Origin of the sequence: Seonamhaeicola algicola (assembly GCF_007997385.1) — a bacterium.
Taxonomy (GTDB): domain Bacteria; phylum Bacteroidota; class Bacteroidia; order Flavobacteriales; family Flavobacteriaceae; genus Seonamhaeicola; species Seonamhaeicola algicola.
This window is the reverse complement of the sequence record NZ_VOSC01000030.1, coordinates 276322-302800: the sequence shown is the minus strand read 5'-3', so window position 1 is coordinate 302800 and position 26479 is coordinate 276322. Positions and strand designations below refer to the sequence as shown.

At 33.1% G+C, this 26479-nt stretch carries 16 protein-coding genes; 10 read left to right on the top strand and 6 right to left on the bottom strand.

The features are described 5' to 3' along the window. Positions 1-132: 132 nt before the first annotated feature. The 4 genes from FUA26_RS13555 (at position 133) to FUA26_RS13540 (ending at position 8328) form a co-directional block, all read left to right on the top strand. Positions 133-1989 (top strand): hypothetical protein, encoded by a 1857-nt coding sequence (locus tag FUA26_RS13555; protein ID WP_147137213.1) that lies wholly within the window; start codon positions 133-135, stop codon positions 1987-1989. Positions 1990-2021: 32 nt separating this feature from the next. Beyond that, the gene (locus FUA26_RS13550) at positions 2022-3266 is read left to right on the top strand and encodes an Nramp family divalent metal transporter (RefSeq protein ID WP_147137210.1); all 1245 of its coding nucleotides are present in this window, start codon (positions 2022-2024) and stop codon (positions 3264-3266) included. Between the two features lie 216 nt (positions 3267-3482). Further along, entirely contained in the window at positions 3483-6635 is a 3153-nt protein-coding gene (locus tag FUA26_RS13545; RefSeq protein ID WP_147137207.1) for a SusC/RagA family TonB-linked outer membrane protein, read from the top strand. 10 nt (positions 6636-6645) lie between these two features. Beyond that, positions 6646-8328, top strand: coding sequence for a RagB/SusD family nutrient uptake outer membrane protein (locus tag FUA26_RS13540; RefSeq protein WP_147137204.1), 1683 nt, complete (start codon positions 6646-6648; stop codon positions 8326-8328). Positions 8329-8438: 110 nt separating this feature from the next. On the opposite strand, the gene FUA26_RS13535 is transcribed toward FUA26_RS13540, so the two are convergent. The 5 genes from FUA26_RS13535 to FUA26_RS13515 all read right to left on the bottom strand — a co-directional run bounded on the left by FUA26_RS13535 (position 8439) and on the right by FUA26_RS13515 (position 15354). Then, a complete protein-coding gene (locus FUA26_RS13535; RefSeq protein WP_147137201.1) occupies positions 8439-9872 on the bottom strand; it encodes an alpha-L-fucosidase in 1434 nt (477 codons plus the stop codon). Between the two features lie 6 nt (positions 9873-9878). Next, positions 9879-11246, bottom strand: a complete 1368-nt coding sequence (locus tag FUA26_RS13530; protein WP_147137198.1) for a glycoside hydrolase family 28 protein — start codon at positions 11244-11246, stop codon at positions 9879-9881. 2 nt (positions 11247-11248) lie between these two features. Further along, complete coding sequence (locus tag FUA26_RS13525) at positions 11249-12919, bottom strand: sulfatase-like hydrolase/transferase (protein WP_147137195.1); 1671 nt, start codon at positions 12917-12919, stop codon at positions 11249-11251. Continuing rightward, positions 12920-14362, bottom strand: coding sequence for a sulfatase-like hydrolase/transferase (locus FUA26_RS13520; RefSeq protein WP_147137192.1), 1443 nt, complete (start codon positions 14360-14362; stop codon positions 12920-12922). Positions 14363-14487: 125 nt separating this feature from the next. After that, entirely contained in the window at positions 14488-15354 is an 867-nt protein-coding gene (locus FUA26_RS13515) for a helix-turn-helix domain-containing protein (protein WP_147137189.1), read from the bottom strand. Positions 15355-15551: 197 nt separating this feature from the next. Between FUA26_RS13515 and FUA26_RS13510 the strand changes: the two genes are divergently transcribed. Genes FUA26_RS13510 through FUA26_RS13495 form a run of 4 tightly spaced genes read left to right on the top strand, consistent with a single transcriptional unit; the run spans position 15552 to position 22865 of the window. Next, a complete protein-coding gene (locus tag FUA26_RS13510) occupies positions 15552-18791 on the top strand; it encodes a DUF1553 domain-containing protein (RefSeq protein ID WP_246109141.1) in 3240 nt (1079 codons plus the stop codon). Positions 18792-18802: 11 nt separating this feature from the next. After that, positions 18803-20305 (top strand): DUF1501 domain-containing protein, encoded by a 1503-nt coding sequence (locus FUA26_RS13505; protein ID WP_147137182.1) that lies wholly within the window; start codon positions 18803-18805, stop codon positions 20303-20305. 24 nt (positions 20306-20329) lie between these two features. Next, a complete protein-coding gene (locus FUA26_RS13500; protein ID WP_147137179.1) occupies positions 20330-21463 on the top strand; it encodes a twin-arginine translocation signal domain-containing protein in 1134 nt (377 codons plus the stop codon). Positions 21464-21482: 19 nt separating this feature from the next. Continuing rightward, a complete protein-coding gene (locus FUA26_RS13495) occupies positions 21483-22865 on the top strand; it encodes a DUF2231 domain-containing protein (protein ID WP_147137176.1) in 1383 nt (460 codons plus the stop codon). A gap of 3 nt (positions 22866-22868) precedes the next feature. On the opposite strand, the gene FUA26_RS13490 is transcribed toward FUA26_RS13495, so the two are convergent. Further along, positions 22869-23735, bottom strand: a complete 867-nt coding sequence (locus tag FUA26_RS13490; RefSeq protein WP_147137173.1) for a carbohydrate-binding protein — start codon at positions 23733-23735, stop codon at positions 22869-22871. A 502-nt stretch (positions 23736-24237) separates the two neighbouring features. Between FUA26_RS13490 and FUA26_RS13485 the strand changes: the two genes are divergently transcribed. Both FUA26_RS13485 and FUA26_RS13480 read left to right on the top strand, forming a co-directional pair. Beyond that, positions 24238-25368: a glycoside hydrolase family 117 protein gene (locus tag FUA26_RS13485; protein WP_394344921.1), complete on the top strand. Its 1131-nt coding sequence runs from the start codon at positions 24238-24240 to the stop codon at positions 25366-25368. Positions 25369-25470: 102 nt separating this feature from the next. Further along, positions 25471-26265: an IclR family transcriptional regulator gene (locus FUA26_RS13480; protein WP_147137168.1), complete on the top strand. Its 795-nt coding sequence runs from the start codon at positions 25471-25473 to the stop codon at positions 26263-26265. Positions 26266-26479: the final 214 nt, after the last annotated feature.

The following is a 26479-nucleotide window of genomic DNA, read 5'->3' as shown; positions in this document are numbered from 1 at the left end:
TACTTAAAAACTAAACTAAAAAAACTTTTGATGGTATTAAAAAACAGTTACATAAAAATCATTAATATATTTTTATTTATAATTTGTATAACTTCATGTAGTTCCCAAAAAAATAAAGAAACAAAAACAAGTTTGAATAATTCAAAATTATTTAAAGATACCACTTTAATACCATTAAAAGCACTTTCTGAAACTACTTTAGATAATAGTTTACATCCGCTTTCAGGTAAGCTCAAAGCGTTTTTGCAATCACAAGAAAATACAACCGGTTTTATATCAACAGGACTTAAAAAGGATGATTATTTAAAAGTAATTGAAGCTCAAGTAAGAGCTATGTTAAAGTATCAAAATAAAGAAGGCCGCCTTATTGATCCTGTTGAAAAAACTGAAAAATATTATAGTACGCCTTGTTTTGCACATGCTGTATCTGCATTAGTGGCTTCTGGTGCTATTGAGAAAGATAATCCTTTGGCTATAAGTGGTATGAAGGCGTTAGATGCTTCATTAACTGATATGGTAAATGCTACAGTTAATGGTAATCATGGTGATTTTTATACTTGGCCTGTTATGCTGGCTTATAGATTGTTTAAAACTAATGCCAGTAAGGAACAAGTTAATTCTTGGGATGAAAAATTGAAATCGATAAATATCGAGAAGCTATATGCATTTTATAACCAAGAAAAAAATCTTAATTGGATCTTAGTACATGCTTCTGGCGAATATTTAAGAGCCAAAGAAGGGTTTACAACTGTAGATTATGCTGAACGTATGATTAAGTATCAACTAAGTAATTTCACAGATTTAGGAATGTATGATGAACCGGGTAATCCATTAGCCTATGACCTTTTTGCTAGGCATTATTTAGCAGGAATGTTGCAATTAGATTATAAAGGACAGCATTACTCTATACTTAAACATAATTTATGGAAGGGAGCTTGGACTTCTTTGTTTGTACAATCTCCCTTTGGAGAATTACCAACAGGGTATAGAAGTAGTCATCATATATGGAATGAAGCAGAACAAAGCGTACTTTTTGAAATCTACGCATCAGCTTACGCTAAAGCAGGCTTAAATAAAGAGGCAGGAGCTTTTAAAAGAGCCGCCATGTTATCATTAAGTTCTATTCAAAATTGGATTCGCGAAGATGGTTCAGGGTATATTGTTAAAAACAGATTTCCTATTGAGAAAAAACATGGCTATGAAAGATACTCTGTTCATACATGCTACAATATGCTAGCAATGTCTATGTTAGCGCAGGCGTGGCAATTTTCAAATGGTGCAATAGAAGAATATCCTGCCCCTGCAGATATAGGGGGCGCCGTAGTTACTGCAGTAAAACCGTTTCATAAAATATTTGCTAGTTTAAAGGGAAACTATGTTGAGTATGATACAAGTGGTGATCAAAAATACAACCCAACTGGTATTTTACGTGTTCATTTACAAGATGGACATCCGCAATTAGGGCCATCTGAAGGTATTGCAGAGTTATATAGCGGAGAAGGAAACGTTATGGCTTTAGGGCCTTCATGGAAAGATGATGAAGGAAACTGGATATACTTAGCTAAGTTTAAAGATTTAGAACCAGAAATTAAGATAGTAACTGAAAGTGATTCTGAAGTCACATTTAGTGTTTCTTATAATTTTGAAAAGGTTGATAACAACAATTTAAAGCAGATTGTTGAAACAATATCTATTACAGATAAAAATGTTACTATAACTAATGAATTTAAAGGTTTTGAAGGGATAAAAAGGTTAGTTTGGCCCATGCTAATTAATGATGGTAGAGAGAAAACTGCAATAAAACAAACTGATAATTCGGTATCATTATATTTAGAAGGTAAAGGTGTGAAATGGTCTACTAATTTTTCCAAAAATATCAATTTGATTTTATCAAATGAGCAGTTCGAACATAGAAATGGAATCTCCAGCCCAATGTTTGTAGAATTTAAAGAGAATAAAATTACCTACACATTAGAAGCTGTAAAATAAATTAAAACAGTACTCTGTCAAAAACACAAAACATGTTAAAAGTTAAAAAAATAATAGCAAGTGTTTTACCTGGAATATTTTTAATTGGTTATAACGTTGGCACAGGCAGTGTAACATCTATGTCTAAAGCTGGCGCAAATTTTGGTTTAGACCTTTTGTGGACTGTATTGGTAAGTTGTTTAATGACATATTATTTAATAGTACTGTTTAGTAAGTATACTATGGTAACTAATGAAACTGTTATTCAGGGTATAAAAAAACATATTCACCCAAGTCTGGCTATTTTATTACTTGTTGCACTAAGCACAATAATAATTAGCGCGCTTACGGGTTTGTTAGGTATTATGGCAGATGTTATGGCAGAATGGTCAGCAGTTGTGTTGCCTTTTTATATATCATCTTTAGCGTGGGCTATTATTTTTGGAAGTTTAATATATGTGCTTATTTGGTTAGGTAACTATGATTTGTTTGAAAAAATACTAGCTATTTTGGTAGCTATTATGGCCTTGGCTTTTATAACAACAATGTTTTTAAATTTTCCTTCAATTTCAGAGTTAGCAAAAGGCTTTATTCCTAAATTTCCTAAATCAGCTGCTGGTAGTGATAATAGCCCTTTTATCATTATAGCAGGTATGGTAGGGACAACAGTATCTGTTTTTGCATTCATTATACGATCTCAAATTGTTAAAGATACAGGTTGGACTATGGGTGATAACAAGGTTCAAAAAAGAGATGCTTTTGTAAGTACATCTTTAATGTTTATAATAAGTTCTGCTATATTAATTACGGCAGCTTCAACATTGAATGTTCAAGGATTAAGCCTAAACAATGTAGCCGAAATGATTCCGTTAATGGAGCCAATTGCAGGTAAAGCAGCACTTGGTGTTTTTGTAATAGGTATTCTAGCGGCAGGTTTATCATCTCATTTACCTAATACATTGGTAATTCCTTGGTTAATTATTGATTATAATGAACAGGAAAGGAATACGAAAACATTAAGTTCTCGTTTAATAGTTTTAGTACTTACAGTATTTAGTGTTATAGGAATTGCTTTCGGGTTTAGGCCTGTTTTTATTTTAATGTTATCTCAAGCAAGTATAGCTATTGTGTTACCTGTAACAGTAGGTTCTGTATTTTATTTAACGTGTAAGAAATCATTAATGAAAGCACATAGTAATAAGGCATATGACATTATTATGCTATCTCTAATTATGTTGTTTACTTTGTATGTTAGTGTATTAGGTATAGAAGGATTGATTGATGATTTAACAAAATAAATTCACGTATTTAAGGCAGAAAATTTTTTAAATCTACTTGATAACCCTATAAATACCAACTAAACTAAAAACAGTACGCCAATGAAATAAACTAAGAAAAAAACAATAAACTAAATAAAGTATTTAATCAACCAAAAAAATCAGGAAATGGGCTAGCATTTCCCGATTATAAGTGTGATTAAAAAATTAATTAACCACAGTAAACATGTCAAAAATATGAAAAAACTTCTAGAAAGTAATGGGAAATCTTTGCCATTACTAAACTATAAATTAAGAATAAATTTTTTTTTAATATTAATAGTTTTAGTGCACTTAGGAGCTCATGCAAACGAAATTTATTTTTTTAAAATAGATGGTAATATTAAGTATTCAACACTAATACAAGTTGATGATAAATTATCACAAATAAGAGAAGTAAATGGTGTTGTTACTGATGATGATGGTTTTCCTTTGCCTGGTGTTTCAATAATAGTAAAAGGAGAAACCATTGGAACAACAACAGATTTTGATGGGAATTATTCTATAAATGTAGCCAAAGGAAGCACGTTGGTTTTTAGCTACGTAGGGTTTATATCTCAAGAAATACTAATTCAAAATCAAACTAAATTAGATATTAAACTAACAGAAGATCTAGCTAAACTAGATGAGGTAGTAGTGGTAGGCTATGTTGCTCAAAAAAAGTCAGACGTTACAGGCTCGGTAGCAAGGGCTGATGTTGAAGCTTTTGCAGATCAACCTAATACCAGTATTGTACAATCATTACAAGGGTCTGTAGCAGGCTTAAATGTAGGAGCTGTGAATTCTGCAGGCGGTTCACCTACAATTGAAGTTAGGGGTAGAAATACATTTGCAGTAGATAATGATAATAAACTTGTTGGGAATGTACCTCTTATAGTTCTAGATGGCGTAATATACAGAGGTAGTCTCGCAGATATAAATCCAGCAGACATAGCGAGTATTGACATATTGAAGGATGCTAGTTCTCAGGCAATTTATGGATCCCAGGCGGCTAATGGTGTTATACTTGTAACATCTAAAAGAGGAAAAAGAGGTGATAAACCAAAAATTAATATTTCAAGCTACTACTCTATTGATTCACCTGCTAATAGATTACAACCAGCTAATAGGCAAGGTTATCTTGATAATTTACGTAGGCGTTTTTATGATCAAGCCTTTTTAGGCCCAAATTTTACTGAGCCTAATCCAAATTTTGATATAGTGAGTACATTTCCTTACCAATCAATTATTGATGGTTATAATAACGGAACGGATACAAACTGGCTAGATCTTGTTACACAAGATGCTTACATACATAATTTTAATATTAATGTTTCAGGCAGTACTGAAAAAACAAATTATTTTCTTTCAGCAGGTCGAACAGAACAAAAAGGATATGTTAGAAATGATAATTATGATAGAATTAACCTAAGAGCCAATTTTGAAAATAAGGTAACAGATTGGTTAACTGTAGGTATGCAAACATCTCTAACTGAAGGTGATTATTCGGGAGTTGAAGCAAATTTATTGTTAGGTAATCTATATTCACCACTAATAGCACCTTACAATGAAGATGGATCTTTAAACACAGACCCAATAGGTATAGATAGAAGTCCTTTGTTACGGTTAGAGATAGAACAATTGGATAAGCGTTTAAATTTATTTGGTAATTTTTATGCAACATTTAAGTTACCTATAAAGGGGTTGAAGTATAAAATAAATCACGGTATAAGTTATAGAACGCATAGAGATTTTAGATTTGATAAAAATGGTAATAATTTTGAAGGAACAGCTTCTAAATATAACGCATTTACTACAGATAGAACTACAGATAACTTGCTAACTTATACAACAACTTTAAATGATATGCACAATTTAGATGTAACACTTTTATATGGTTTTGAAGAACGTAAAGGAGAGAATACCACAGCAGAATCTGGAACTTTTTTAAATAAAGCACTTGGTTACAACGCTCTAGAGTCTGGTGTAGGGCAACAATTTGCGTTTTCAGGTGCTTGGGATGAAAGAAGTATTTATCAAATGGGAAGATTAAATTATAAATATAACAATAAATACTTAGTAACATTTACAGTAAGAAGAGATGGTTTTTCTGGTTTTGGTACAGAAACAAAATTTGGAACTTTTCCATCTTTAGCATTGGGGTGGACACTTAGCGAAGAAGCATTCATAGAAAAAGCGTTACCTTGGGTAAATAGTTTAAAGTTTAGGGCATCATACGGGCAAACGGGTAATAGAACAGTAGGAAGATATGATACGTTAGCTCAAACACAAACAGACTTCTTATACGTATTTGGAGATAAACCCGCATTTGGGCAATTTATATCCTCACTAGGTAATAACGATTTATCTTGGGAAACTACAACAGGGCTTAACCTTGGGCTAGATTTTTCTATTCTAGAAAACAGATTGAGTGGTAATGTTAACTATTATAATACAACAACTGAAGGTATTCTTTATGAGGTTGAAATACCCAGAATTACAGGTTTTGAAAAAATAACAACAAACTTAGGAGAAGTTGCAAACAAAGGTTTAGAATTATCTATATCTAGTTTAAATATACAAACAGATAACTTTACTTGGAAAAGTACCGTAAATTTTTCAACCAATAAAAACGAAGTTGTTAGTGTATTAGGAAAAGATGATGATGGAGATGGTAAAGAGGATGATTTGATACAAAACAATTTATTCATTGGAGAATCTATAGGTGCTGTGTATGATTTTGTAGATACAGGTAGAATATATCAAATAGGCGATGATATACCTGATGGTTTTAACCCAGGCAATAGAGTTATTGCAGATTTAAACATTGACAATGCAATTTCTGAAGATGGAGACCGTAAAATTTTAGGTAGAACAGAACCAGCTTACCGTTTTAGTGTTTTTAATGAATTTAAATACAAAAATTTAAGCTTAAGTGTATTTATTAATTCTATTCAAGGAGGAAAAGATGGCTACTTAGGGCAAAACACACCAACAGCAACAGAATACAGATGGAGAAGTGACAACGCAAGTACATACAATGTTGTTAATGAATTTAAGCCGTGGTCTCCAGCAAACCCAAATGCGCCTCATGCAGGTATTTTTGTTGATGACCCTAACCCTGTAACAACAAGGCACAAGTGGTCAGACAGAAGTTTTGTAAGATTACAAGATGTAAGACTTTCTTATAGTTTTCCTGACTCATTATTAAAAGATACATTTTTTGATCAGCTTCGCATTTTTGCAACAGGTAAAAATTTAGCTACTTGGACTAAATGGGAGGGTATTGACCCAGAAACTGGCGCAGGTTTTAACCTAGGGGCTAGACCTGTTATGACAAGTTATTCTGTAGGTATCAATTTAACTTTTTAAAAAAAGCATTATGAATATTTATAAATATATAATTTTAGTTTGTACAATAGCATTAGTGATTTCATGTGATAAAGATGAACTCGATGAAGTTCCACTTGAATTTTTAAGTCCAGAAAATTCATACACAAACTCTACCGATATTGAAACAGCCCTTGTTGCAAACTATGGTATTTTAAGAGAGTTGCATAATGGTGTTAATAATAATATAATGCATAATGGTACAGATTTATGTATGTCTGCTAGAAACCCAGAAACATCTGGTTTTGGAGATTATAGAGTAGAATTATCACCATCAACAGGCGCTGTGTTGGAGTTTTGGAAGCTTTATTATAAAATAATAGCAAACTCTAATGTAATATTAGGTAGAATAGATGCTATAGATTATCTAGACGAATCTGTTAAAGATATTCACGTAGCTGAAGCTAGGTGGTTTAGAGGGTATGCTTATAGATGTTTAGGATATTTATATGGAGGCGTACCTATCATACTTGAAGAAGTGTCAGGGCCTAAAAGAGATTTTTTAAGAGCGTCTAAAGAAGAAACATTAAGTCAAGCAATTTCAGATATGGAATTTGCAGCTTCTAACTTGCCAGATATTTCATCTATTTCTGCAGAAGGTAAATTAAATAGTGCCGCTGCTTATCATTTTTTGGCCGAGTTATACATAGCAACAGATAATTACGTTGAAGCTATTTCTGCTGCTAATAAGGTAATAGATAATTCAGCCATTAGTTTAATGACATCACGATTTGGAAGTAAAGCATCAGAAGAAGGAGACCCTTACTGGGATTTATTTCAAAGAAATAACCAAAATAGAAATATAGGAAATACCGAAAGTATTTTGGTTCTACAAGAAGAGTTTAATATACAAGGTGGAACACCAATAGCGCAGTGGGAAAGTTCTACACCTTTTAAATATGAACGCTATTATGGTTGTTTATATTGGTTTTTGAATGACCCAGATGGCGAAAAAATATTCTTTGGCCCTAGCACTCAGAATGGAGGAAGACCTGTAGGTTTTGTTAGACCTACACCATATTTTACGCATACTATTTGGGGTAATGGGAATTGGGATGTTGATTTAAGAAATAACAATAGAAATATTACTAGAGATTGGATTGTTGATAACCCATCATCGTCTTATTTTGGACAAAACATTAGTGATTTCCCACAATCCTGGTTTAATGGTTTATCTGCTCAAGATACGCTACGTGATTTTTACCCAAACGTTGCAAAAATATCTACACCAAATGATCACCCAAGCGAATTGTTATTAGATGAATCTACTGGTAGAATGGCTAATAGTTCAGGTCAAACAGTTACAGATTGGTATTTAATAAGAGTAGCCGAAACTTACCTTTTAAGAGCCGAAGCTTATTTAGGGCAAGAGAACACTATTGCAGCAGCAGCAGATATTAATGTGGTTAGAAGTAGATCTCAAGCAATTCCTGTAGTTCCGGGAGATGTAGATATTAACTATATATTAGATGAGAGAATGAGAGAGCTGAATTATGAAGAAGATAGAAGATTAACATTAGCAAGGTTAGGCTTAGTGTATGATAGAACAGTGTTAGGAAATCCTTTTGCAGGTACTACCATTGAAGCTTTTAATAATTTATTTCCTATTCCTTTTTCTGAAATACAGTTAAACACAGAATTAGAGTTAGAACAAAACTCAGGTTATGTTAATTAAAATAATAAAAATTATATAATAATTTTTATTATTGGAAGTACTTAAAACCCAACATAATTATTTATGTTGGGTTTTAAGTTGTATTAGGTTTAAAGAGTCTATTTAAATCCTTATGGTTGAGCTAAACCAACATCTAATTCGGTAATAATGGCTTTTTTACCGTTAGCATTTATAATATCTAGTTTTAAATACTGTGCGTTTGAAGTTTTAAAATTTATAGATTTATATTTTGCATTAGGTTCCCATTTTACATCTGCTACTTCAGTAAAGTTAATATTGTCTGTACTTAAGCTTAATTTTGCGTGTGTAATATTGCCTTCGGCTAAAGCTGTTTCAGGTGCGGGTTTACATTTGTGGTTTGGTACTATTAAAAGCGAATTAATAGCTTCTTGCTTACCTAAATTTATAGTTATTGTTTGTGGTAAATTTGGATCTGATTTCCAATAAAAATGATCTGACCCTTTTTGATGAGCATCAATTAAGTAATCTGCATTTCCACTAGTTGCTGTTATTGTTTTTATTGGGTAACTTTCAATAATTTGAGGGTCTTGTCTAGGTAACTTAGGTCTAGAGGAGTTAGGCTTCCATTTTTGTCCAATTTCATTTAGCATGTCAATGTAAATAGTATCTAAAATGCCATCTCTATTAGGCATGCAATTAAGCATAAAGTTGCAATATCTACTTTCGCATTTTGTAAGTTTATCTAAAATGGTTTCAATGCCATCGCCTTCAATTAATCCATTCGGGGTTTTTTCACTCCAAAACCAACCATTTCCTTTTACACTACAATGCCCTAAAGCAGAAGCCATGGTGTTGTCTTCTGGAGGGAAAGCTCCAAATGGCCCTTCAAAATAAGGTATTTCCATGTGGTAAGGTGCCTGCAGGTGTGTATGGTCGGTTATTAAACAATCTGGTTGTAATTTTCTAATTAAAGTTCTTATGTCTTGGTATGGAATTTCATGATGTCCAATTTTCCAATACCACCCATCCAAAACAAAGTAGTCTATTTTCCCATAATTGGTTAAAAGCTCTGTAATTTGGCCTTTTACAAAATCTAATTTATTAGAGGTTATACTATCTTTATCTATGTTGTGAGTACTGTCCCAAATAGAATAGTAGAGTCCAATGCCTAAGTTTTTCTTTCTAAAGGCATCAACATATTGTTTTACTATATCTTTTTTATAGGGTGTTGAAGCTACATCATAGGTCGTAAATTTACTATCCCATAAGCAAAAACCTTCATGGTGTTTGGTAGTTAGCAAACCGAACTTCATACCTGCAGATTTTGCCGCTTCAGCCCATTGGTTACAATCTAGTTTCTGAGGATTAAATGCCTCAATTGGATAATTAGCTTCTCCCCATTTGGCTCCATAAGACATAATGTTATAGCAAATAAACATTCCAAAACGTTGCGCTATAAAATCACTTTTTAATTGCTGCATGGTTTTGGATTGCTCTGCATGAATGATGTTTTCCTTTTTTACTGGGTTTTTACATTGTATAAGGGTGCAGCAAATAGTAAAGAGTAGCAGATAGTTTTTCATTGTTAGCTAATATAGTTTTTTTCTATTCGAAAAAATATTGTAAGTATATCCATCAATAACATCATCAAATATTATTGCAGGCCTTTCATCTTTTGAAATAGTATTAATGTTTACATTATTAATAAACAAACCTTTTATATGTCGTGCATAAATACCATGAGCAGGTAGTGTGCCAACTAGGTAAAACTCTGGCCACCATTCTCCTAAGGTATCTAAAGTGTATTCTTTAATAGTTTTATTGGCATCTTCTTTAGTACCGCCACCAGAAACCGTCATTTGAATGTTGTTTAATTGAATATCGGTGATGTAATTATTGGGCATTCCAGTTAAAAAGAAAGCTGAATTTTTATCAAGCTCACTATTATCAATAATAAAATCTGAAAATGTAAACCCATGCATTGCTTTCATAGGAAGCATTTCTTTTGGAGCATCAACACCTGCACGTTGTTGGCAAAACGTCATAAAAACTGGACGAGGAACATTTTTCATAACTAAATTAGAAAAGGCCATATTTTTCATTTCGCCACCTTCATTCATTTGAATTTTCAAACCAGAGTCTTGTATATCATGAAATGTACAGTTTGATATGGTAACCGACTCAAAGTCTGCTCTAGAAGAAAGGCCAATACGCAAACCAGCCCATTTACTTGTAAACACACAATTACTTACAACAATATCTTTACACGGATAGTCTGGGTGAGAAGTTTGCAAGCAGATGGAATCGTCGCTGGTATCAAATGAGCTATTGCTTACTCTAACATTTGTACAGCCATCAAAATCTAAACCATCACCATTATTATTTACTCTGCTCACAATTTTAATACCTTCAACTACAATTTCATTGCAGTATAACCAAGCAGAAGTCCAAGCAGCAGGATTTATTAATGAAACGCCTTCAATATAAATATCATTACATCTTAAAAAGCGAATCATCATAGGTCTACCACCTTTTTTTTTGGTGAAGTTCTTTGTATAACCATTACCATCAATAGTACCTTCACCTTTAATAGCAAAGGATTTGGCGTCTTTAGCGAAGATTAGACAACGATCCATGTGCGGTTCGTTCTTGTACATGTTTTTGTGGGTGTCTAATGCATAATCTTCAATATTAGGACTACCTAATAAAGTAGCCCCGTTTTCTAAATAAAGAGTTACATAATCTTTTAAATAAATAGTGCCTATAACTACAGTTTTTCCTGCTGGAATAATAACGTTTCCGCCGCCATTTTTTGTGCAAGCGTTAATAGCACTTTGTACAGCTTGGGTATCTAGCGTTACACCATCAGCTTTAGCGCCATAATTTAAAACATTAAAATCTGTTGCATGTGCAAAAAAATGCAGGCATAAAAAGCAGATGGTATAAATGTATTTCATGGTTATTTACTTTTGTAATTTGATGTAGATTCGCTTTCGTAAGTGTACCTGTACACCTTTGGTTTTCCTTCGCCACGTGCTTTAATTAATTCTTGTTTCCAAGCTGTTTTTAATTCTTTTAAAACTGAAGCGTGTTTGGGGTTGTTAATTAGGTTGTTAAGCTCTGAAGGGTCGTTTTTTAGATTGTAAAGCTCTTCATAAACAGGTGTTTCCCCTTCAAGAGAACCATTGGAAAGTGCACGATAAATAGCAATGTCAGTATCATGTACTTTGTAAAGCATGTCATTTAGGTTTAAACCAAGCTCTTTGGCAGCCGCTATTTTCTTCAATGCAGGAAAACTGGTGTTTTTATAGTAACGTATATATTTCCATTCTTTGTTTTGTACCGCTTCAATTTTAGGGTTGCCAAATTGTGTTGCCCATAAATTTTCAGTAAACACATAATTTCTAACTTCGGTTTTATCACCTTTAACTAAATTTGAAATGTCTTTGCCTTGAAATTCTTTAGGAATGCTAACGCCAGCTAAACTTAACATAGTTGGTGCAACATCTATACTTTGTACTAAGGCATCACTTGTTAAACCCCGTTGTTTTTTCTTAAGTTCAGGGTTGTAAACAATCATAGGAACATGTGTGGTTTTTTCATAGCACAGTGCTTTTCCGCCTAAACCTTGTTCGCCCATAAATAATCCGTGGTCTGAAGTGAATATTATAACGGTGTTTTTGTCTAGTTTTAAATCTTTTAGTTTAGCTCTAAGGTTACCAATTAACCTGTCAATACCCGTCATTGCTTGTAATTGGCGGGTATAACGTTCTATATTGTCTTCGGGTTTGTCAACGTAATTGTAGCCAGTTTGTCTGTTTTCAACTTTTAATAAATCTGCTGGTAACTTAGGTGTTTTAATATCCTTTTTAGCAATGTAATTTTTAGGAAGCGGAATATCTAAATCACGATACATGGTTTTATATATATCATCATCAGTTGTTCGTAGCTTCATTGAGCCAGTGCCTGCACTGTGGGGTAAATTGAAGTTAACAGACAGCATAAAAGGTTTATTTGAAGGCCTGCTTTCTAAAAATTTAATAGCACCTTTAAGTTTGCGCTCATTTGGGTCTAAAAAATCATTAATTCCTTCATTAATAATTTCAACCTGTGTGTCTGCAATGGCATCATTAAAAATATTGTGCACTTCTTTAGGGTAGAATCTAATATGGCCATGTCCTGCATACCAATAATCAAAACTCTTTTCCATAAGGCCGCTGCCGTAACCGCCTTTACCAATAGGCGCATGGTTTTTACCTATCCAACCGGTGTAATAACCAGCATTACGCATAACCATTGGGTATGATTTTGCCCAAGCTTCATCTGATACACTGGTGCCAGAATTAAAATTTACAGCGTGTTTTCTTTCGTATTGACTCAATAAAATTGAAATTCTACTTGGTGTACAAATGGCACTGGTAATGTGTGCATTATTAAATAAAGTGCCATCATGGGCAAGTTTATCTAGGTTAGGGGTTTGTACAATATTGTTCCCAGTACATCCCATCATGCCATACGATTGATCGTCTGTTAAAATAAAAATGAAGTTAGGGCGCTCTTGTATTTGAGCGTTAACAAAGCCTATAGCTATAAATGCTAGTATTAAAATGGACTTAAACTGCTTAGTCATTTATCTTTTGTTATTTAATGATTTTTTTCTTGTTTCTTGAAGCCTTTGCTCTTCTTTAATTACATTTTCTGGGTGCGGATCTACCCATCCAGGATCTAGGTTTTTAGAGTTCCATTCTACATAAGCTTTTTCTAATTTAGAAACTATTTCAGGATTACTTTGGGCAATATCGTTTCTTTCTAAGGGATCGTTTTTTAAATCAAATAGCAAAGTTTTTCCCTTATAGGCACTTTTGTATAGTTTATAATCATTAATTCTTGCGGCATATTCAAAGCCCCCCACAGAGCGCCAGAAAAGTTTTTCGTGGGGTCTGTTAGTGTTTTTACCTTCAATGTAAGGTAGTAAATTAACACCTTCAAGTTGAGGTTCGTTATTAATGTTTCCGCCAGCAGCATTAAGAAAAGTTGGGAATAAATCTAACGAAATTATAGGGTTGTTATAAGTTTGGTTGCTTTTAATACCTGCGGGCCATGAGATAAAAAATGGTACTTTAATACCGCCTTCAAAAATCATTCCTTTATGGCCGCGGTTTGGTCTGTTATCGGCATGTTCTTTTCTGCCTCCATTATCACTTAAAAAGGCAATAATAGTATTGTCTTTAATGCCGTTGGCAATTAATGTAGAGTCAATTTTTCCAACACCAATGTCAACACCGTTAACCATAGCTGCGTAAACACTTCTTCCTCCGTATTCAATATGTTTGGTGTTTTCTAGATATTGTTCCGTAGCGTGGTCTGGTGCATGTGGTGCATTATAGGCAAGGTATATAAAGAATGGATTGTCTTTTTCTTTAGTAATGAAATTAATGGCTTCTTCAGTGAAATCATCGGTTAAATAGCTTAACTCATCTTGTGAAACATCTTTGCCATTGCGTACAATTTTGTTGATAGGGCTTTTGGGTATGCCCCAAAAATTCATACCACCACCAGCAAAACCAAACCAGTGGTCAAAACCTTGCGCATTGGGGTGAAGATCTGGGTGATCTCCTACGTGCCATTTACCAATAGCGGCCGTTTTATACCCTTGTTCTTTTAAGGCTTCAGAAATCATTTTTTCAGATAATGGAGTGCCAACAGTATTATCGTTTTCGCCTTGATAAGGCATGTTGCAATCATGCCCAAAACGTGCTTGGTATCGTCCTGTTAAAATACCAGCTCTTGAAGGGCTGCAATATGGGTGGGAAACATAACCATTGGAGAAAATAACACCTTGATTGGCTAACCGATCAAGGTTGTCTGTAGGGATATCTGTTGCGCCGTTGAAACCAACATCTGCCCAACCTTGATCGTCAGTTAGTACAATAATAATATTGGGCTTTTTATTGTGTTTAGTAGATGTTTCGTTTTGTTTTGTAGCTAAAGCACTTTCTTTTGGTGCATCATTACAGTTTAAAAAGTAAAATGTTATGCTACATAAAAATGCTTTTTTTAATAGTGATTTCATGGGTTTTGTGTTTAGTTGTAATTTAAGTTGTTTAGCAAATTTAATTATAGCTTAAGTTAAAAAAAGTTAGTTATAAATTATATTGTGCAACAAATGGTTTTTATTTTGGTTTGCATGGATTTTTACTAGTGGTTTAGTTGTTCTTTTCTAAATTTATTAGGTGTTTTGTTTGTTGTTTTTTTAAAAACTCTAGAAAAGTATGATGTGTTTTCAAAGCCTACTTTAGTAGCTATTTGTTGTAAAGAGTTGTTTGTTGTTAAAAGCAAAAGTTGAGCTCTTTCTACGCGTTTAGTTTGAATATATTTTAAAGGCCTTATGCCAAAATTTTCAAGAAATACTCTTGAAAAATGATCTGTGCTTAAATGGCAAAAATTTGCTAAACTTTTAACAGTAAGTTCTTCGTGTAAATGCTCAGTAATGTAAATTAAAACTCTTTCAAAATTGGTTTTTGTATTCGTTGTATGTTTAGTTGTGTTAGCATCAATAAATCTAGATAATAAAACAGATAAAATGCCGTGTGTTTCAAGTTGTTTGCTGTAGCTTGTATTGTTATCCTTTTTTTGAAAACTTTCTTTTAAAGATTGGTTTACGTAGGCTTTAGGGTCACTATTTGTAACAGCCATATCTGGGTTTAGCTCCATGAGTCTCTTAAAATATTGTACATCAGATATTGATGCTTTAACTTCATATTTAAAGTTTTTTAAGTTATAAATAGATAGGCCGTTGCTAGTTTCTTCAAAAAAACCAACATAATATTGCTCATGGTATTTATCGCATTTGTACCTATTATAGGTGTAGCTAGGTATTAAATACATAAAGCCTGGGCGCAAATTAAATTCAATATTATTATGGTATGCTTTGGCATTGCCTGTGGTTACGTAAAACAACCGTGTAAATGGGCTAATAACATTGTTATAGTTCCAGTTTTGGTTTAGTTTAGCGTAGCCAACGTGAAGTAAATCTAATTTTATATGATGAAGATTTTGCTGCATTATTACTGTACTTTTTTTTAAGTTTTATATTTTAAAAACACCTTTTTTTTACATTTCAAAAGTATTTAAAAATATGATTTTTTATAATTAAATATCGGAAATGTACAATTTATAGTCTGATTTTGTTATTTGCAGTTGAAAACTTTTCGTTTATATTTGAAAAAAAAATTCAATAGTAATTTTTTATGTTAAAAAATATGAGATTTGTCACCTTTTTAATAATGGTGTCCTTTTTGTTTTCATGTGGCGGTCCAGATATACCTGAAACCGTTGCAGTTGAGTATGATAAATTGCCTAAGAAATTAGACTTTAATCAACATGTAAAACCCATACTATCAGATAAGTGTTATCTCTGTCATGGACCAGATGCAGGAAATATTAAAGGTGGTTTACAGTTGCATACTGCTGAGGTAGCTTATGCAGAGTTGCCTGAAAACCCAGGCAAAGTAGCTATTAAACCAGGTAATTTAGCCAAAAGCGAGTTTTTTCATAGAATTATGACAGATGACCCTAAGTTGATAATGCCAGAACCAAGTTCGCATTTAACGTTATCTGATTATGAAAAAGCTGTTCTGGTAAAATGGATTGAAGATGGCGCTGAATATAAAGATCATTGGGCCTTTATAAAGCCTGAAAATCATGCTATTCCAAAGGTAAAAAATAAAGAGCAGGTTGCTAATCCTATAGATAATTTTGTTTTAGAGCAGCTCGAATTAAAAAATTTAAAACTTTCAGAAAAGGCTGATAAAGAAACGTTGTTAAGAAGAGTGTCCTTAGATTTAACAGGCTTGCCACCAACATTAGAAGAAATAGAAAACTTTGTTAATGATGATGCGCCTAATGCGTTTGAAAAACAGGTAGATAGGTTGTTGGCGTCAAACAAATATGGTGAGCAACGAGCCTTAGATTGGATGGATTTAGCGCGTTATGCAGATACGCATGGTTATAGTGTTGATAGGTACAGAGATACATCGCCATGGAGAGATTGGGTAATTGAGAGTTTTAATAAAAATATGCCTTATGACAAGTTTATACTTTGGCAAATGGCAGGTGATATGTTACCAAACGCTACTAGAGAACAAAAATTAGCAACTACTTTTAATAGGTTACACCCACAAAATATGGAGGGTGGAATTATTGATGAAGAATTTCGTGTAGAATATGTAGCCGATAGAACAGCTGTTACCGGACAAGGGTTCTTGGGGTTAACTTTAGAGTGTGCAAAATGTCATGACCATAAATACGACCCTATTTCTCAAAAAAATTATTTCGAAATGTTCAGTTTCTTTAATAATGTTGATGAAACGGGCCTTATTTCATGGGATAACGCTACACCTGTGCCAGCAATGATGCTTCCAACTGAAGAGCAAGAAAAAGTATTAGCTTATTTAGAAACACTTGTTGATGATACAGAAAAATCACTTGAAAATGTTGTAACTGATGAGCAGAAAAAAGCTAAAGATTGGATTGCTAGCGAAGGTTATAAAAAAATAGCACCACAAGCAAAGCCAAGAGCATTGGTGGCGGCATTTAATTTTGATAATGGTAAGCTGGTAAATACTGTTGGTGGTAATGGAAAAAATAATATACAAATGCGCCAACAATTTGCTAAAAATGAGCCTGCAGTTTTTAAAGAAGGCTCTCAAGGCAAAGGGCTTTATATGGATGGTGATACTTGGTTAGACCTGGACAAAATAGGTATTTACCAAAGAGCCGAAGCGTTTTCTATAGGTATAGATGTTTATATTCCAAAAGATTTAGAGACAGGTGTTATTTTTCATAAAATGAATAGTCCTGAGCTACATAGTTTTAGGGGTTACCATTTAAAAATTAAGGATAATAAACTTGAAGCATTATTGGCACACGTATGGCCAGACAACGCTTTAGTAGTTGAATCTTTAAAAGATGTGCCAAAAGAACAATGGGTACAATTAACCATGACTTATGATGGTTCAAGTAAAGCAAGTGGTGTGTCTATTTATATGAATGGTGAAAAACTTCAAACCAAAACTACCTTTGATAACTTGTATAAAGATATTATTTTTCATGGTTTACAATTATATGAAAACAGTCCTATAATAGAACCTGGTTTACGTATTGGAGCTGTATGGAGAGGTAAAGGAATAAGAGGCGCTGTTATTGATAATTTAATGGTTTTTGAAAAAGAACTTTCTGAGGTTGAGGTTATGCAAATTTCTAGCGCAGATAAATTAAATGCTATCAAACAAAAAGCTGTTGCAAATTTAACCGCCCATGAAAAAAATATACTTTCAAACTATTACTTATCGGTAAACTCAAAACCATACAATTCAGTATTAGAAAAACTAGAAAAAGAACGTTTGGTTTTAGCAGATAGTGTAGATAATGTTAAACAAATTATGGTTATGAAAGAAAGCTCAAGAATAAGACAAGCCTATGTTTTAGATAGAGGGCAATATGACCAACCAACAGATTCTGTTTTTCCAAACACACCTGAGGAAATTTTTCCTTTTACTGATGCATTTGAAAAAAATAGAATTGGTTTAGCAAAGTGGATAACACATCCTGATAATCCATTAACATCAAGAGTTACAGTAAATCGTTACTGGCAAAATCTTTTTGGTATAGGTATTGTTAAAACAGCTGAAGATTTTGGTAACCAAGGCGAGTTGCCATCACATCCTAAATTATTAGATTGGTTGGCAATACAATTTATTGAATCTGGTTGGGATGTTAAGGCTTTGCATAAATTAATAGTAATGTCTAATACCTACCAACAAAGTAGTTTAGCCAGTAATGAATTAATTGAAATTGATGGTGAAAATAGGTTGTTAGCCAGAGGGCCTTCAAAACGTTTGTCTGGTGAAATGTTAAGAGATAATGCGCTTTACGCTTCTGGTTTATTAAACGAAACTATTGGTGGAGAAAGTGTGCATCCGTATCAGCCGCCAGGGTTATGGCGTGTAACCGGTGATACTTATCCGCAAGGCGAAGGTGAAGCATTATACAGAAGAAGTATGTATACTATTTGGAAGCGTGCAGTACCACACCCAACAATTTCAACTTTTGATGTGCCTTCAAGAGATTTATGTACAACCCGAAGACAAGAAACAAACACACCATTACAGGCTTTAGTTTTACTCAATGATCCAACATTTGTTGAGGCTGCGAGAGTGTTAGGTAAAAAAATGGTAGAATATGATAGTGTAACTGAAGGTATTTCAAAAACGTATAAAAAACTAACAGGAAGATCTATCAAGAAAGAAGAATTAGCAATTCTTACAGATTTACAAAAATCTGAATTTGAAAAATTTAAAAATAACAACGCAAAAGCAAAAGGCTGGATAAGTATTGGTGAGCACAAATTAGACCCCAAAGACGATATAGCTTTAGTTGCAGCAAATGCGGTAGTAGCATCAACAATTATAAATTCTGATGCTTTTATTACAAAACGATAAATTAGTGTATTATGTGTGATCATCATGATATTTTAAGATCAAATAATAAAGATCTTCAAAGCGTAGAAAAACAAATTGATAGAAGGCATTTTTTAAAAAAAACGTCTTTAGGTATTGGCGCTTTAGCATTAGGTAGTTTATTAAATACCGAAAAGGCTTGGAGCTCAATTGGTGGAGCAGATAAAGCAATAAATAGTTTTACAAAAAATAAACTAGGTTTACCGCATCATTTGCCTAAAGCAAAGCGTATTATTTATTTGTTTCAAAGTGGTGGGCCATCACAACTAGATTTGTTTGATTATAAGCCAAAATTAGTTGATATGTTTGGTAAAGATTTACCAGAATCTGTTATTGGTGGTCAGCGGTTAACAGGTATGAGTGGTAGTCAAAGTTCATTGCCTGTAGCGCCATCGTTGTTCAAATTTAAGCAGTATGGAGAATCTAGGGCGTGGGTTAGTGAAATTATGCCACATTTATCTGAAGTGGTAGATGATTTATGTTTTGTGAAATCAATGCAAACAGATCAAATTAACCATACACCTGCAGTTACATTCATGCAAACAGGGCATCAACTACCCGGGCGTCCATCAATAGGTTCTTGGTTAAGTTATGGTTTGGGTTCCGATAATGAAAACTTACCAACATTTATTACCTTAATATCTAAAAACGGAAGTGGTCAACCGTTAAAAGCAGGTTTGTGGGGTAATGGGTTTTTGCCAACTGAACATCAAGGTGTGCAATTTCGATCAGGAAAAGACCCTGTGTTGTATTTAAATAATCCAGATAATTATGACGGAACAGATAGAAAGAAGATGCTTGATTACTTAGGTAAATTAAATTCTATTCAGCATGATGCCTATGGAGATCCGGAGATTCAATCTAGAATGGCGCAATATGAAATGGCTTTTAGAATGCAAACGTCTATACCTGAAGTAACAGATACTTCTGATGAGCCAGACCATGTTTTTGAAATGTATGGTAAAGATAGTAGAGATGCAGGAACGTATGCTGCAAATTGCTTAATGGCAAGAAAATTACTTGAAAAAGGGGTAAAGTTTGTACAATTATATCACCAAGGGTGGGATCAGCATATTGGTTGTCCTTGGGGTGTTAAAAATAAAGCTAAACAAACAGATCAAGCAACAGCAGCTTTAATTAAAGATTTGAAACAACGCGGTATGTTAGATGATACACTTGTTGTTTGGGGTGGTGAGTTTGGTAGAACCGTGTATTCACAAGGACAATTAACTGAAAAGAATTACGGTAGAGATCATCATCCAAAAGCTTTTACCATGTTTATGGCTGGTGCAGGTGTTAAACCTGGGTTTACTTACGGTGAAACCGATGATTTTAGCTATAACGTAACCAAAGATCCGGTTCATGTACATGATTTTCATGCAACATTGCTCCATTTATTTGGTGTAGACCATGAAAGACTAACTTTTAAACATCAGGGAAGGCGTTATAGGCTTACTGATGTGCACGGTCATGTGGTTAAAGATATATTAACATAAACAACAACTAAATTATAATAAACTATGTCTTCTAGAAGAAATTTTTTAAAGAAAACAGGATTGGCGGCTAGTGCTGCCTTAGCTTCGTCTTCATCGGTTTTTGGAGCTTCAATAATAACTAAAAAGCAAACTTCAAATCATTTTCTAAAAGAAACTGATACCATTTTAGGGCATGGTGATTATAAATATAAATTAACTAAAAATTGGGCGCAAATAAGTTCAACTAGAATACCATTACTTAATTGTCATGAAATGGTAATGGATAGCAAAGGGCGCTTAATTATGATAGGAGATCATCCTCAAAATAATATTTTAATTTTTGATAAATCAGGTAAGTTATTAGACTATTGGGGAACAGCCTATCAAGGTGGTCATGGCTTAACATTACATGATGAAGGTGGTGAAGATATGTTATATATAGCAGACTCTGGTTGGGCGCTAGGTAAAAATAACAAAATGATAAAACACAATGGTAGGGTAGCTAAAACAACTGTTGATGGTAAGGTTATTTTTGATATTGGTCACCCAGTAACTATTGGTGTTTACAAACCAGGAGAAGATTTTTGTCCTACAGAAACCGCTATTGGACCCAATGGTGATATTTATGTTGCTGATGGCTATGGACAAAGTAGAATTATTCAATATGATTTAAACGGAAGATACATCCGTCATTGGGGTGGTAGTGATAATCCAGATCCTAATTATAGGTTAATGAGCGCCCACGGTGTAGCAATAGATTATAGGGAAAAAGGAAATCCAATGGTAGTTTGTACATCACGTTCAGAGCAGTGTTTTAAGTATTTTACCCTAGATGGTAAATATGTAAAAACAGTAAAAATGCCAAATATGCAGGTGTGTAGAGCGGTTTTTGATGATGATAATTTATATGCCGGCGTTTGTTGGTCTCAGCCAAAGGTTGGTAAAACCAATTGGAAAGATCATACAGGTTTTGTTACCATTATGGAAGGCGATAAAGTGGTGTCTAATCCAGGAGGTACAGCGCCAGTTTATGAAAACGGCGAGCTTCAAAAAACGTATCAAATTGATGAAAAACCAATATTGCATGGTCATGATGTGTGTATAGATGAAGACAAAAATATTTACATATGCCAATGGAATGCTAATCATTCGGCACCATACAAATTAACACGTATATAAAGAATTTACATTATATTTTATGAGCCAAACTCCAGACTTTGTCTTGTTTTTAGGAAGATTTCATCCGTTAGTAGTACATCTTCCTATAGGATTTTTATTTTTTGCATTTGTTTTAGAAATCTTCGGAAAAAAGAAAAAATATGAAAATATAACAGTGGCTATTCCTTTAGCTTTAATGTTAGGTTTTCTTTCTGCATTAATAGCTTGTATTTTAGGTTACATGCTATCGCTTAGTGGAGATTATGATGAAAATATGCTTGATAGCCACTTTTGGTTTGGGGTATTTACAACTGTTTTAACTCTAGTAGCTTGGTTAATAAGGGTTGACAAAATAAAACTACCAAACAAAAACAAATTAAAAGCAAATATTTCAGCATTAACAGTTATAGTAATTTTATTAAGTGTTACAGGGCACTACGGAGGTAATTTAACTCATGGTAGTGATTATTTAACAAAGTATATGCCTTTTAATAAGAAAGAAGAAAAGGTATTAGTGCCTGTTGAAAAAGTTGAAGATGCTGTGGTTTTTGATTACTTGGTTGCGCCTATTTTAGATGCTAAATGTACTAGTTGCCATAACGAAAGCAAGAAAAAAGGTGGTTTGTCATTAATAGATTCTCTTTCTATAATGAAAGGAGGAAAAGGTGGTGAAGCTGTAGTTGTTGGTAGTGCCAATAAATCTGAAATTGTGAAACGCGTGTTGTTAGATCCGCATCATGAAGATTTTATGCCGCCCGAAGGGAAAACACCTTTAACAGAAGAAGAAATTGCTGTTATTACATACTGGATTAACAATGCTTTTGCTGGTTTTTCAAACACTGTTGGAGCCGTTAAAACACCTGAAAATATTACAAAAATAGCTTCTAATATGTTGGGTTTAAGTGCAGGAGCAGCTAAACAGGCAAGTTTAAAAGCGTTGCCTAAAATACCTGATGATGTTTTAAAAGAAATAGTAGCCCAAGGTTTCCGTGTGTCTGAATTAGTTTTTAATTCAAATATTTATGCCGTAGAGTTACCTGCAAATACTGTAACAGCTAATAATTCTTCAGAATTAAAATCGAAATTAGAAACTTTAGCAAAAATAAAGGATAATATTTTGTGGTTATATTTAGAAGATAATCAAATTACAGACAGTTACATTGATGATATAAATCAATTTAAAAATGTTCAAAAATTAAAACTGAATAAAAATAATATAACTGATGCTGGTATATCTAAAATTAATTTGCCGCAATTAGAAGTTTTAAATCTTTTTGGAACTAAAATTACAAAAGCAAGTTTACCAGTTTTAGCAAATATTAAAACCTTAAATAAAGTATATATCTGGAATACATCAATTTCTAAAGAAGATATTGAAAACACTAATTTAGAAAATGATGTACCAGATTTTGTTTTAAATTAAATATTATTCAGGTTCTTGTTCTGTTAGTTTAAATTTGTCAATAGCATGGTAAGCTGATCTTGCAGCAATTTCAACTGTATATTCTTTAGCTTCATCAAATCGAACATAAATTGAATGGAAATCGTTATCTGAAGTTCCGCTAGTCCATGTCCAAGCACCTCCGGTATTCATGTAAATTTTAAAGAATCCGTTACCATTTTCTCCTGCAGGGTTAGGTGTTTTACCTGACCCTTTTGGGTAAACAATACTGCCTTCTTTTTTTCCGTAAAAGTCATCTGCATCAGGGAATCTTAACCAGCTATCATTGTGCTCAGTTGTAGGGTTGCTTGGTTCAACTTTAGCTATGTACGAGCTCCAGTTAAATTGATACGTTCCTGCTCTAGGTACATTAATTTTATAAGTAAGTCTGCCTGCGTTTCCAATATTAGCATCTCCTTTCCAAAATTGATTTGGGCCTTCCCAAACTATATAGCCTTCTCCTGTAAAGCCTTCTATAGTTGTTTTAAGTTTCCAATCTCCACTAAGTGTGGCTGTTTCAGTTTCAACTTCAATTATTTCAGCTACAAATACTTCGTCTTCTTCGCATTCACAAGTATCAGCATTTAATGTAAATCCATCTTCACAAGTTCTTGTACATTCGCATTCACAAAGATCCTCATCAAGAGTGAATCCGTCTTCACAGGTAAGTGTACATGGTTCGGGTTCGCACTCACATTTGTCTGCGTTCAGTATAAATCCTTCAGTACATGTTTTTTCACAAGTGGCTTCTTCTTCAGAGTTTGAATCGCTGCTACTGCAAGAAAATATTATTAGTACTATTACTAATAAATAAGAGATTTTGTAATACGGTTTTTTAGTTTTTTTTTTCATGTGGTTTAAAAGTTTAGTTTGTTTGATTTCAAAGTTTTAACATTACTTATGAATATTTAGTAACAAATGATTAAATGTGTAAAACAAATGATTTTAGAAGATGTAAGTTAATCATTATTTGTTTTGAAAGATAAATTTTATATTTCCTTTGTTGTTAAATTTCCTTTTGAAAATTATAGGTAAATAGACTTTTTTAAAGGTTGATATTTAAAGCTTTTGTGTTTGTTTTTACAGACATGTGGCTCAAATTAGAGTATATTTAGATTTATTTTTGCTAGTATAGTTTTTGTCAAGTTTCAAATTAAGCATTTAGAGTGTTGTATTTTTACATTTGGAATGCATTTAATAATGCATAATTATACTAATCAGCATAACTTACAACTAAATGAAAAAAAAGGTAAATTTTATAACTACATTATTATTAACATTAATTATGGCGGGGTGTAACTCACAGCAATCACAACAAAATGCAAAAGAGTCAGGTGCCTCAAGTGAAGAAGCTATGAATATAACAAAAGAACAATTAGATCACTTAGGAATTACAGATGTAAATCATTTAAGTGCAGCATCAAAAAGAGCATTAAAATGGCCTACAGATTTAGGGAATGAATGGTTTATTGAATTTGGTCCGTTAAAGCCATTAAAAGGCGATTTAGCTTATGAGGAAGGTGTTGTAAGAAGAGACCCCAGTGCTATGATTAAGCATAATGGAAAATACTATGTTTGGTACTCTAAAAGTACAGGCGAAACCCAAGGTTTTGGAGGAGATATTGAAAACGAAAAAGTATTTCCTTGGGATAGATGTGATATTTGGTATGCAACATCAGAAGATGGTTGGACGTGGAAAGAAGAAGGTATTGCTGTTAAAAGAGGTGAAAAAGGTGCGTATGATGATAGATCTGTGTTCACTGTAGAAATTATGGAGCATGATGGAAAATACTATTTGTGCTATCAAACAGTTAAATCACCTTATAATGTAAGAGTTAAAAATCAAGTAGGGTTATCTTGGGCAGAATCACCTGATGGTCCTTGGACTAAACTTGATGAACCAATTTTAAGTCCTGCAGATAATGGTATTTGGAAAGGAGATAATTTGCAAGATAGAAGTATGGTTGAGAAAAAAGGCGATTTTGATAGCCATAAAGTGCATGACCCTTGCATAATTCCTTACAAAGGTAAATTTTACTTATATTACAAAGGAGAGCAAATGGGAGAAGAAATTACCTTTGGTGGTCGTCAAATACGCCATGGAGTTGCCATTGCCGATAACCCTTTAGGTCCGTATGTAAAATCACCTTATAATCCTATTAGTAATAGCGGTCATGAAATTTGTGTATGGCCATACAATGGCGGTATAGCATCATTAATTACTACCGATGGTCCTGAAAAAAATACTATTCAGTGGGCGCCAGATGGTATTAATTTTGAAATAATGTCAGTGCTTAAAAGTGTAGATGCTCATGCTATTGGGTTGAACAGGACTGCAGATGTTGAAAAAGAACCAACCGAAATTTTACGTTGGGGTTTAACACATGTATACAATAGTTGGCATTACCAAAGTATTATGAGGTTTTCTTCTAAAAGAAGAACGGCTCATACTGCTCCAGGAGAAGTAAAAGAAAGCAAGAAATAATAAGTTTATTACTTAAACCGTATTTAATTGGCTGTGATTTATCATAGCCAATTTTTTTATTTGTTAACTAATCTTATTTTTGCTCAACTACATAAATAAGATATGAATAAAGATAGTAATGATGCTAAGCCAAATTATAATGTTCCTAATTTAGAACGAGGTTTATTAATTATAGAATTATTGGCAAATCATTCAAAAGGCCTAACGTTAACTGAAATAATAGATGTTCTAGATATTTCAAAAACAAGTGCTTTTAGAATAATAAACACGTTAATTTTTAAAAACTATCTCCAAAAAAACGAAACAACCAAAAAAATAACACTTTCTAGAAAAATGCTTACGCTAGGTATTTCATCAATGAATGAGCAAAGTATAGTAGAAATGTCTATTGATGTAATGCGTGCTTTAAGAGATGAACTTAAAGAGTCTGTAATGCTAGGTGTTATTTTAGGATCTAAAAAAGGTACAATTTTAGAGCAAGTTTCATCATCTTATCCAGTTAAATTATTTGTTGAGCGTGGTACGCAATTTAACTTGCACAGTTCTGTTGGAGGCAAGTCAATTTTAGCTTTTTTGCCTGACGAAGAGTCTGATAGTATTATAAAACAAATGACACTAACTAAGTACACAAAAAACACCATAACATCAAAAGTAACATTCAGGGAGCAACTAAAAGATGTAAAAAAGAAAGGATACGCTATAGATAATGGCGAAGATATTCAAGGTATTCATTGCATAGGTGCGCCAATTTTTGATGAGTATGGCTATCCGGTGGCTTCACTATGGATAACAGCACCACACGGTAGGTTGCCACATGACGAGTTTCATAAAAAAGGTAAAATTGTATCAAAATACGCTCTAGATATTTCTGAAAAATTAGGGTATGTAGCAACCTAATAACAGGTGTTTGTAAGTCTTCCTTTAAAGTTTGCTTTTTAATATTTTTTTAAGAATAATGGTTGTGTTAATTTCCTCAACATAATCAAAACTAAAGCAGTATGTAAATTTTAAATATTTTATAATTAACCATTAACAAAATTTTATATATTTGTTTCAAATAATAAACTAATTCCTTATTTGAAACTTTTTGGTGTTTTGTTGTTATTTTGGT

What these genes read in the sequence shown, in the direction of transcription:
- FUA26_RS13530 (WP_147137198.1), bottom strand. Translation starts at nt 11,246, where the DNA reads ATGAAATACATTTATACCATCTGCTTTTTATGCCTGCATTTTTTTGCA.
- FUA26_RS13485 (WP_394344921.1), top strand. Translation starts at nt 24,238, where the DNA reads ATGAATATAACAAAAGAACAATTAGATCACTTAGGAATTACAGATGTA.
- FUA26_RS13505 (WP_147137182.1), top strand. Translation starts at nt 18,803, where the DNA reads ATGTGTGATCATCATGATATTTTAAGATCAAATAATAAAGATCTTCAA.
- FUA26_RS13545 (WP_147137207.1), top strand. Translation starts at nt 3,483, where the DNA reads ATGAAAAAACTTCTAGAAAGTAATGGGAAATCTTTGCCATTACTAAAC.
- FUA26_RS13550 (WP_147137210.1), top strand. Translation starts at nt 2,022, where the DNA reads ATGTTAAAAGTTAAAAAAATAATAGCAAGTGTTTTACCTGGAATATTT.
- FUA26_RS13535 (WP_147137201.1), bottom strand. Translation starts at nt 9,872, where the DNA reads ATGAAAAACTATCTGCTACTCTTTACTATTTGCTGCACCCTTATACAA.
- FUA26_RS13490 (WP_147137173.1), bottom strand. Translation starts at nt 23,735, where the DNA reads ATGAAAAAAAAAACTAAAAAACCGTATTACAAAATCTCTTATTTATTA.
- FUA26_RS13540 (WP_147137204.1), top strand. Translation starts at nt 6,646, where the DNA reads ATGAATATTTATAAATATATAATTTTAGTTTGTACAATAGCATTAGTG.
- FUA26_RS13510 (WP_246109141.1), top strand. Translation starts at nt 15,552, where the DNA reads ATGAGATTTGTCACCTTTTTAATAATGGTGTCCTTTTTGTTTTCATGT.
- FUA26_RS13480 (WP_147137168.1), top strand. Translation starts at nt 25,471, where the DNA reads ATGAATAAAGATAGTAATGATGCTAAGCCAAATTATAATGTTCCTAAT.
- FUA26_RS13500 (WP_147137179.1), top strand. Translation starts at nt 20,330, where the DNA reads ATGTCTTCTAGAAGAAATTTTTTAAAGAAAACAGGATTGGCGGCTAGT.
- FUA26_RS13495 (WP_147137176.1), top strand. Translation starts at nt 21,483, where the DNA reads ATGAGCCAAACTCCAGACTTTGTCTTGTTTTTAGGAAGATTTCATCCG.
- FUA26_RS13520 (WP_147137192.1), bottom strand. Translation starts at nt 14,362, where the DNA reads ATGAAATCACTATTAAAAAAAGCATTTTTATGTAGCATAACATTTTAC.
- FUA26_RS13515 (WP_147137189.1), bottom strand. Translation starts at nt 15,354, where the DNA reads ATGCAGCAAAATCTTCATCATATAAAATTAGATTTACTTCACGTTGGC.
- FUA26_RS13525 (WP_147137195.1), bottom strand. Translation starts at nt 12,919, where the DNA reads ATGACTAAGCAGTTTAAGTCCATTTTAATACTAGCATTTATAGCTATA.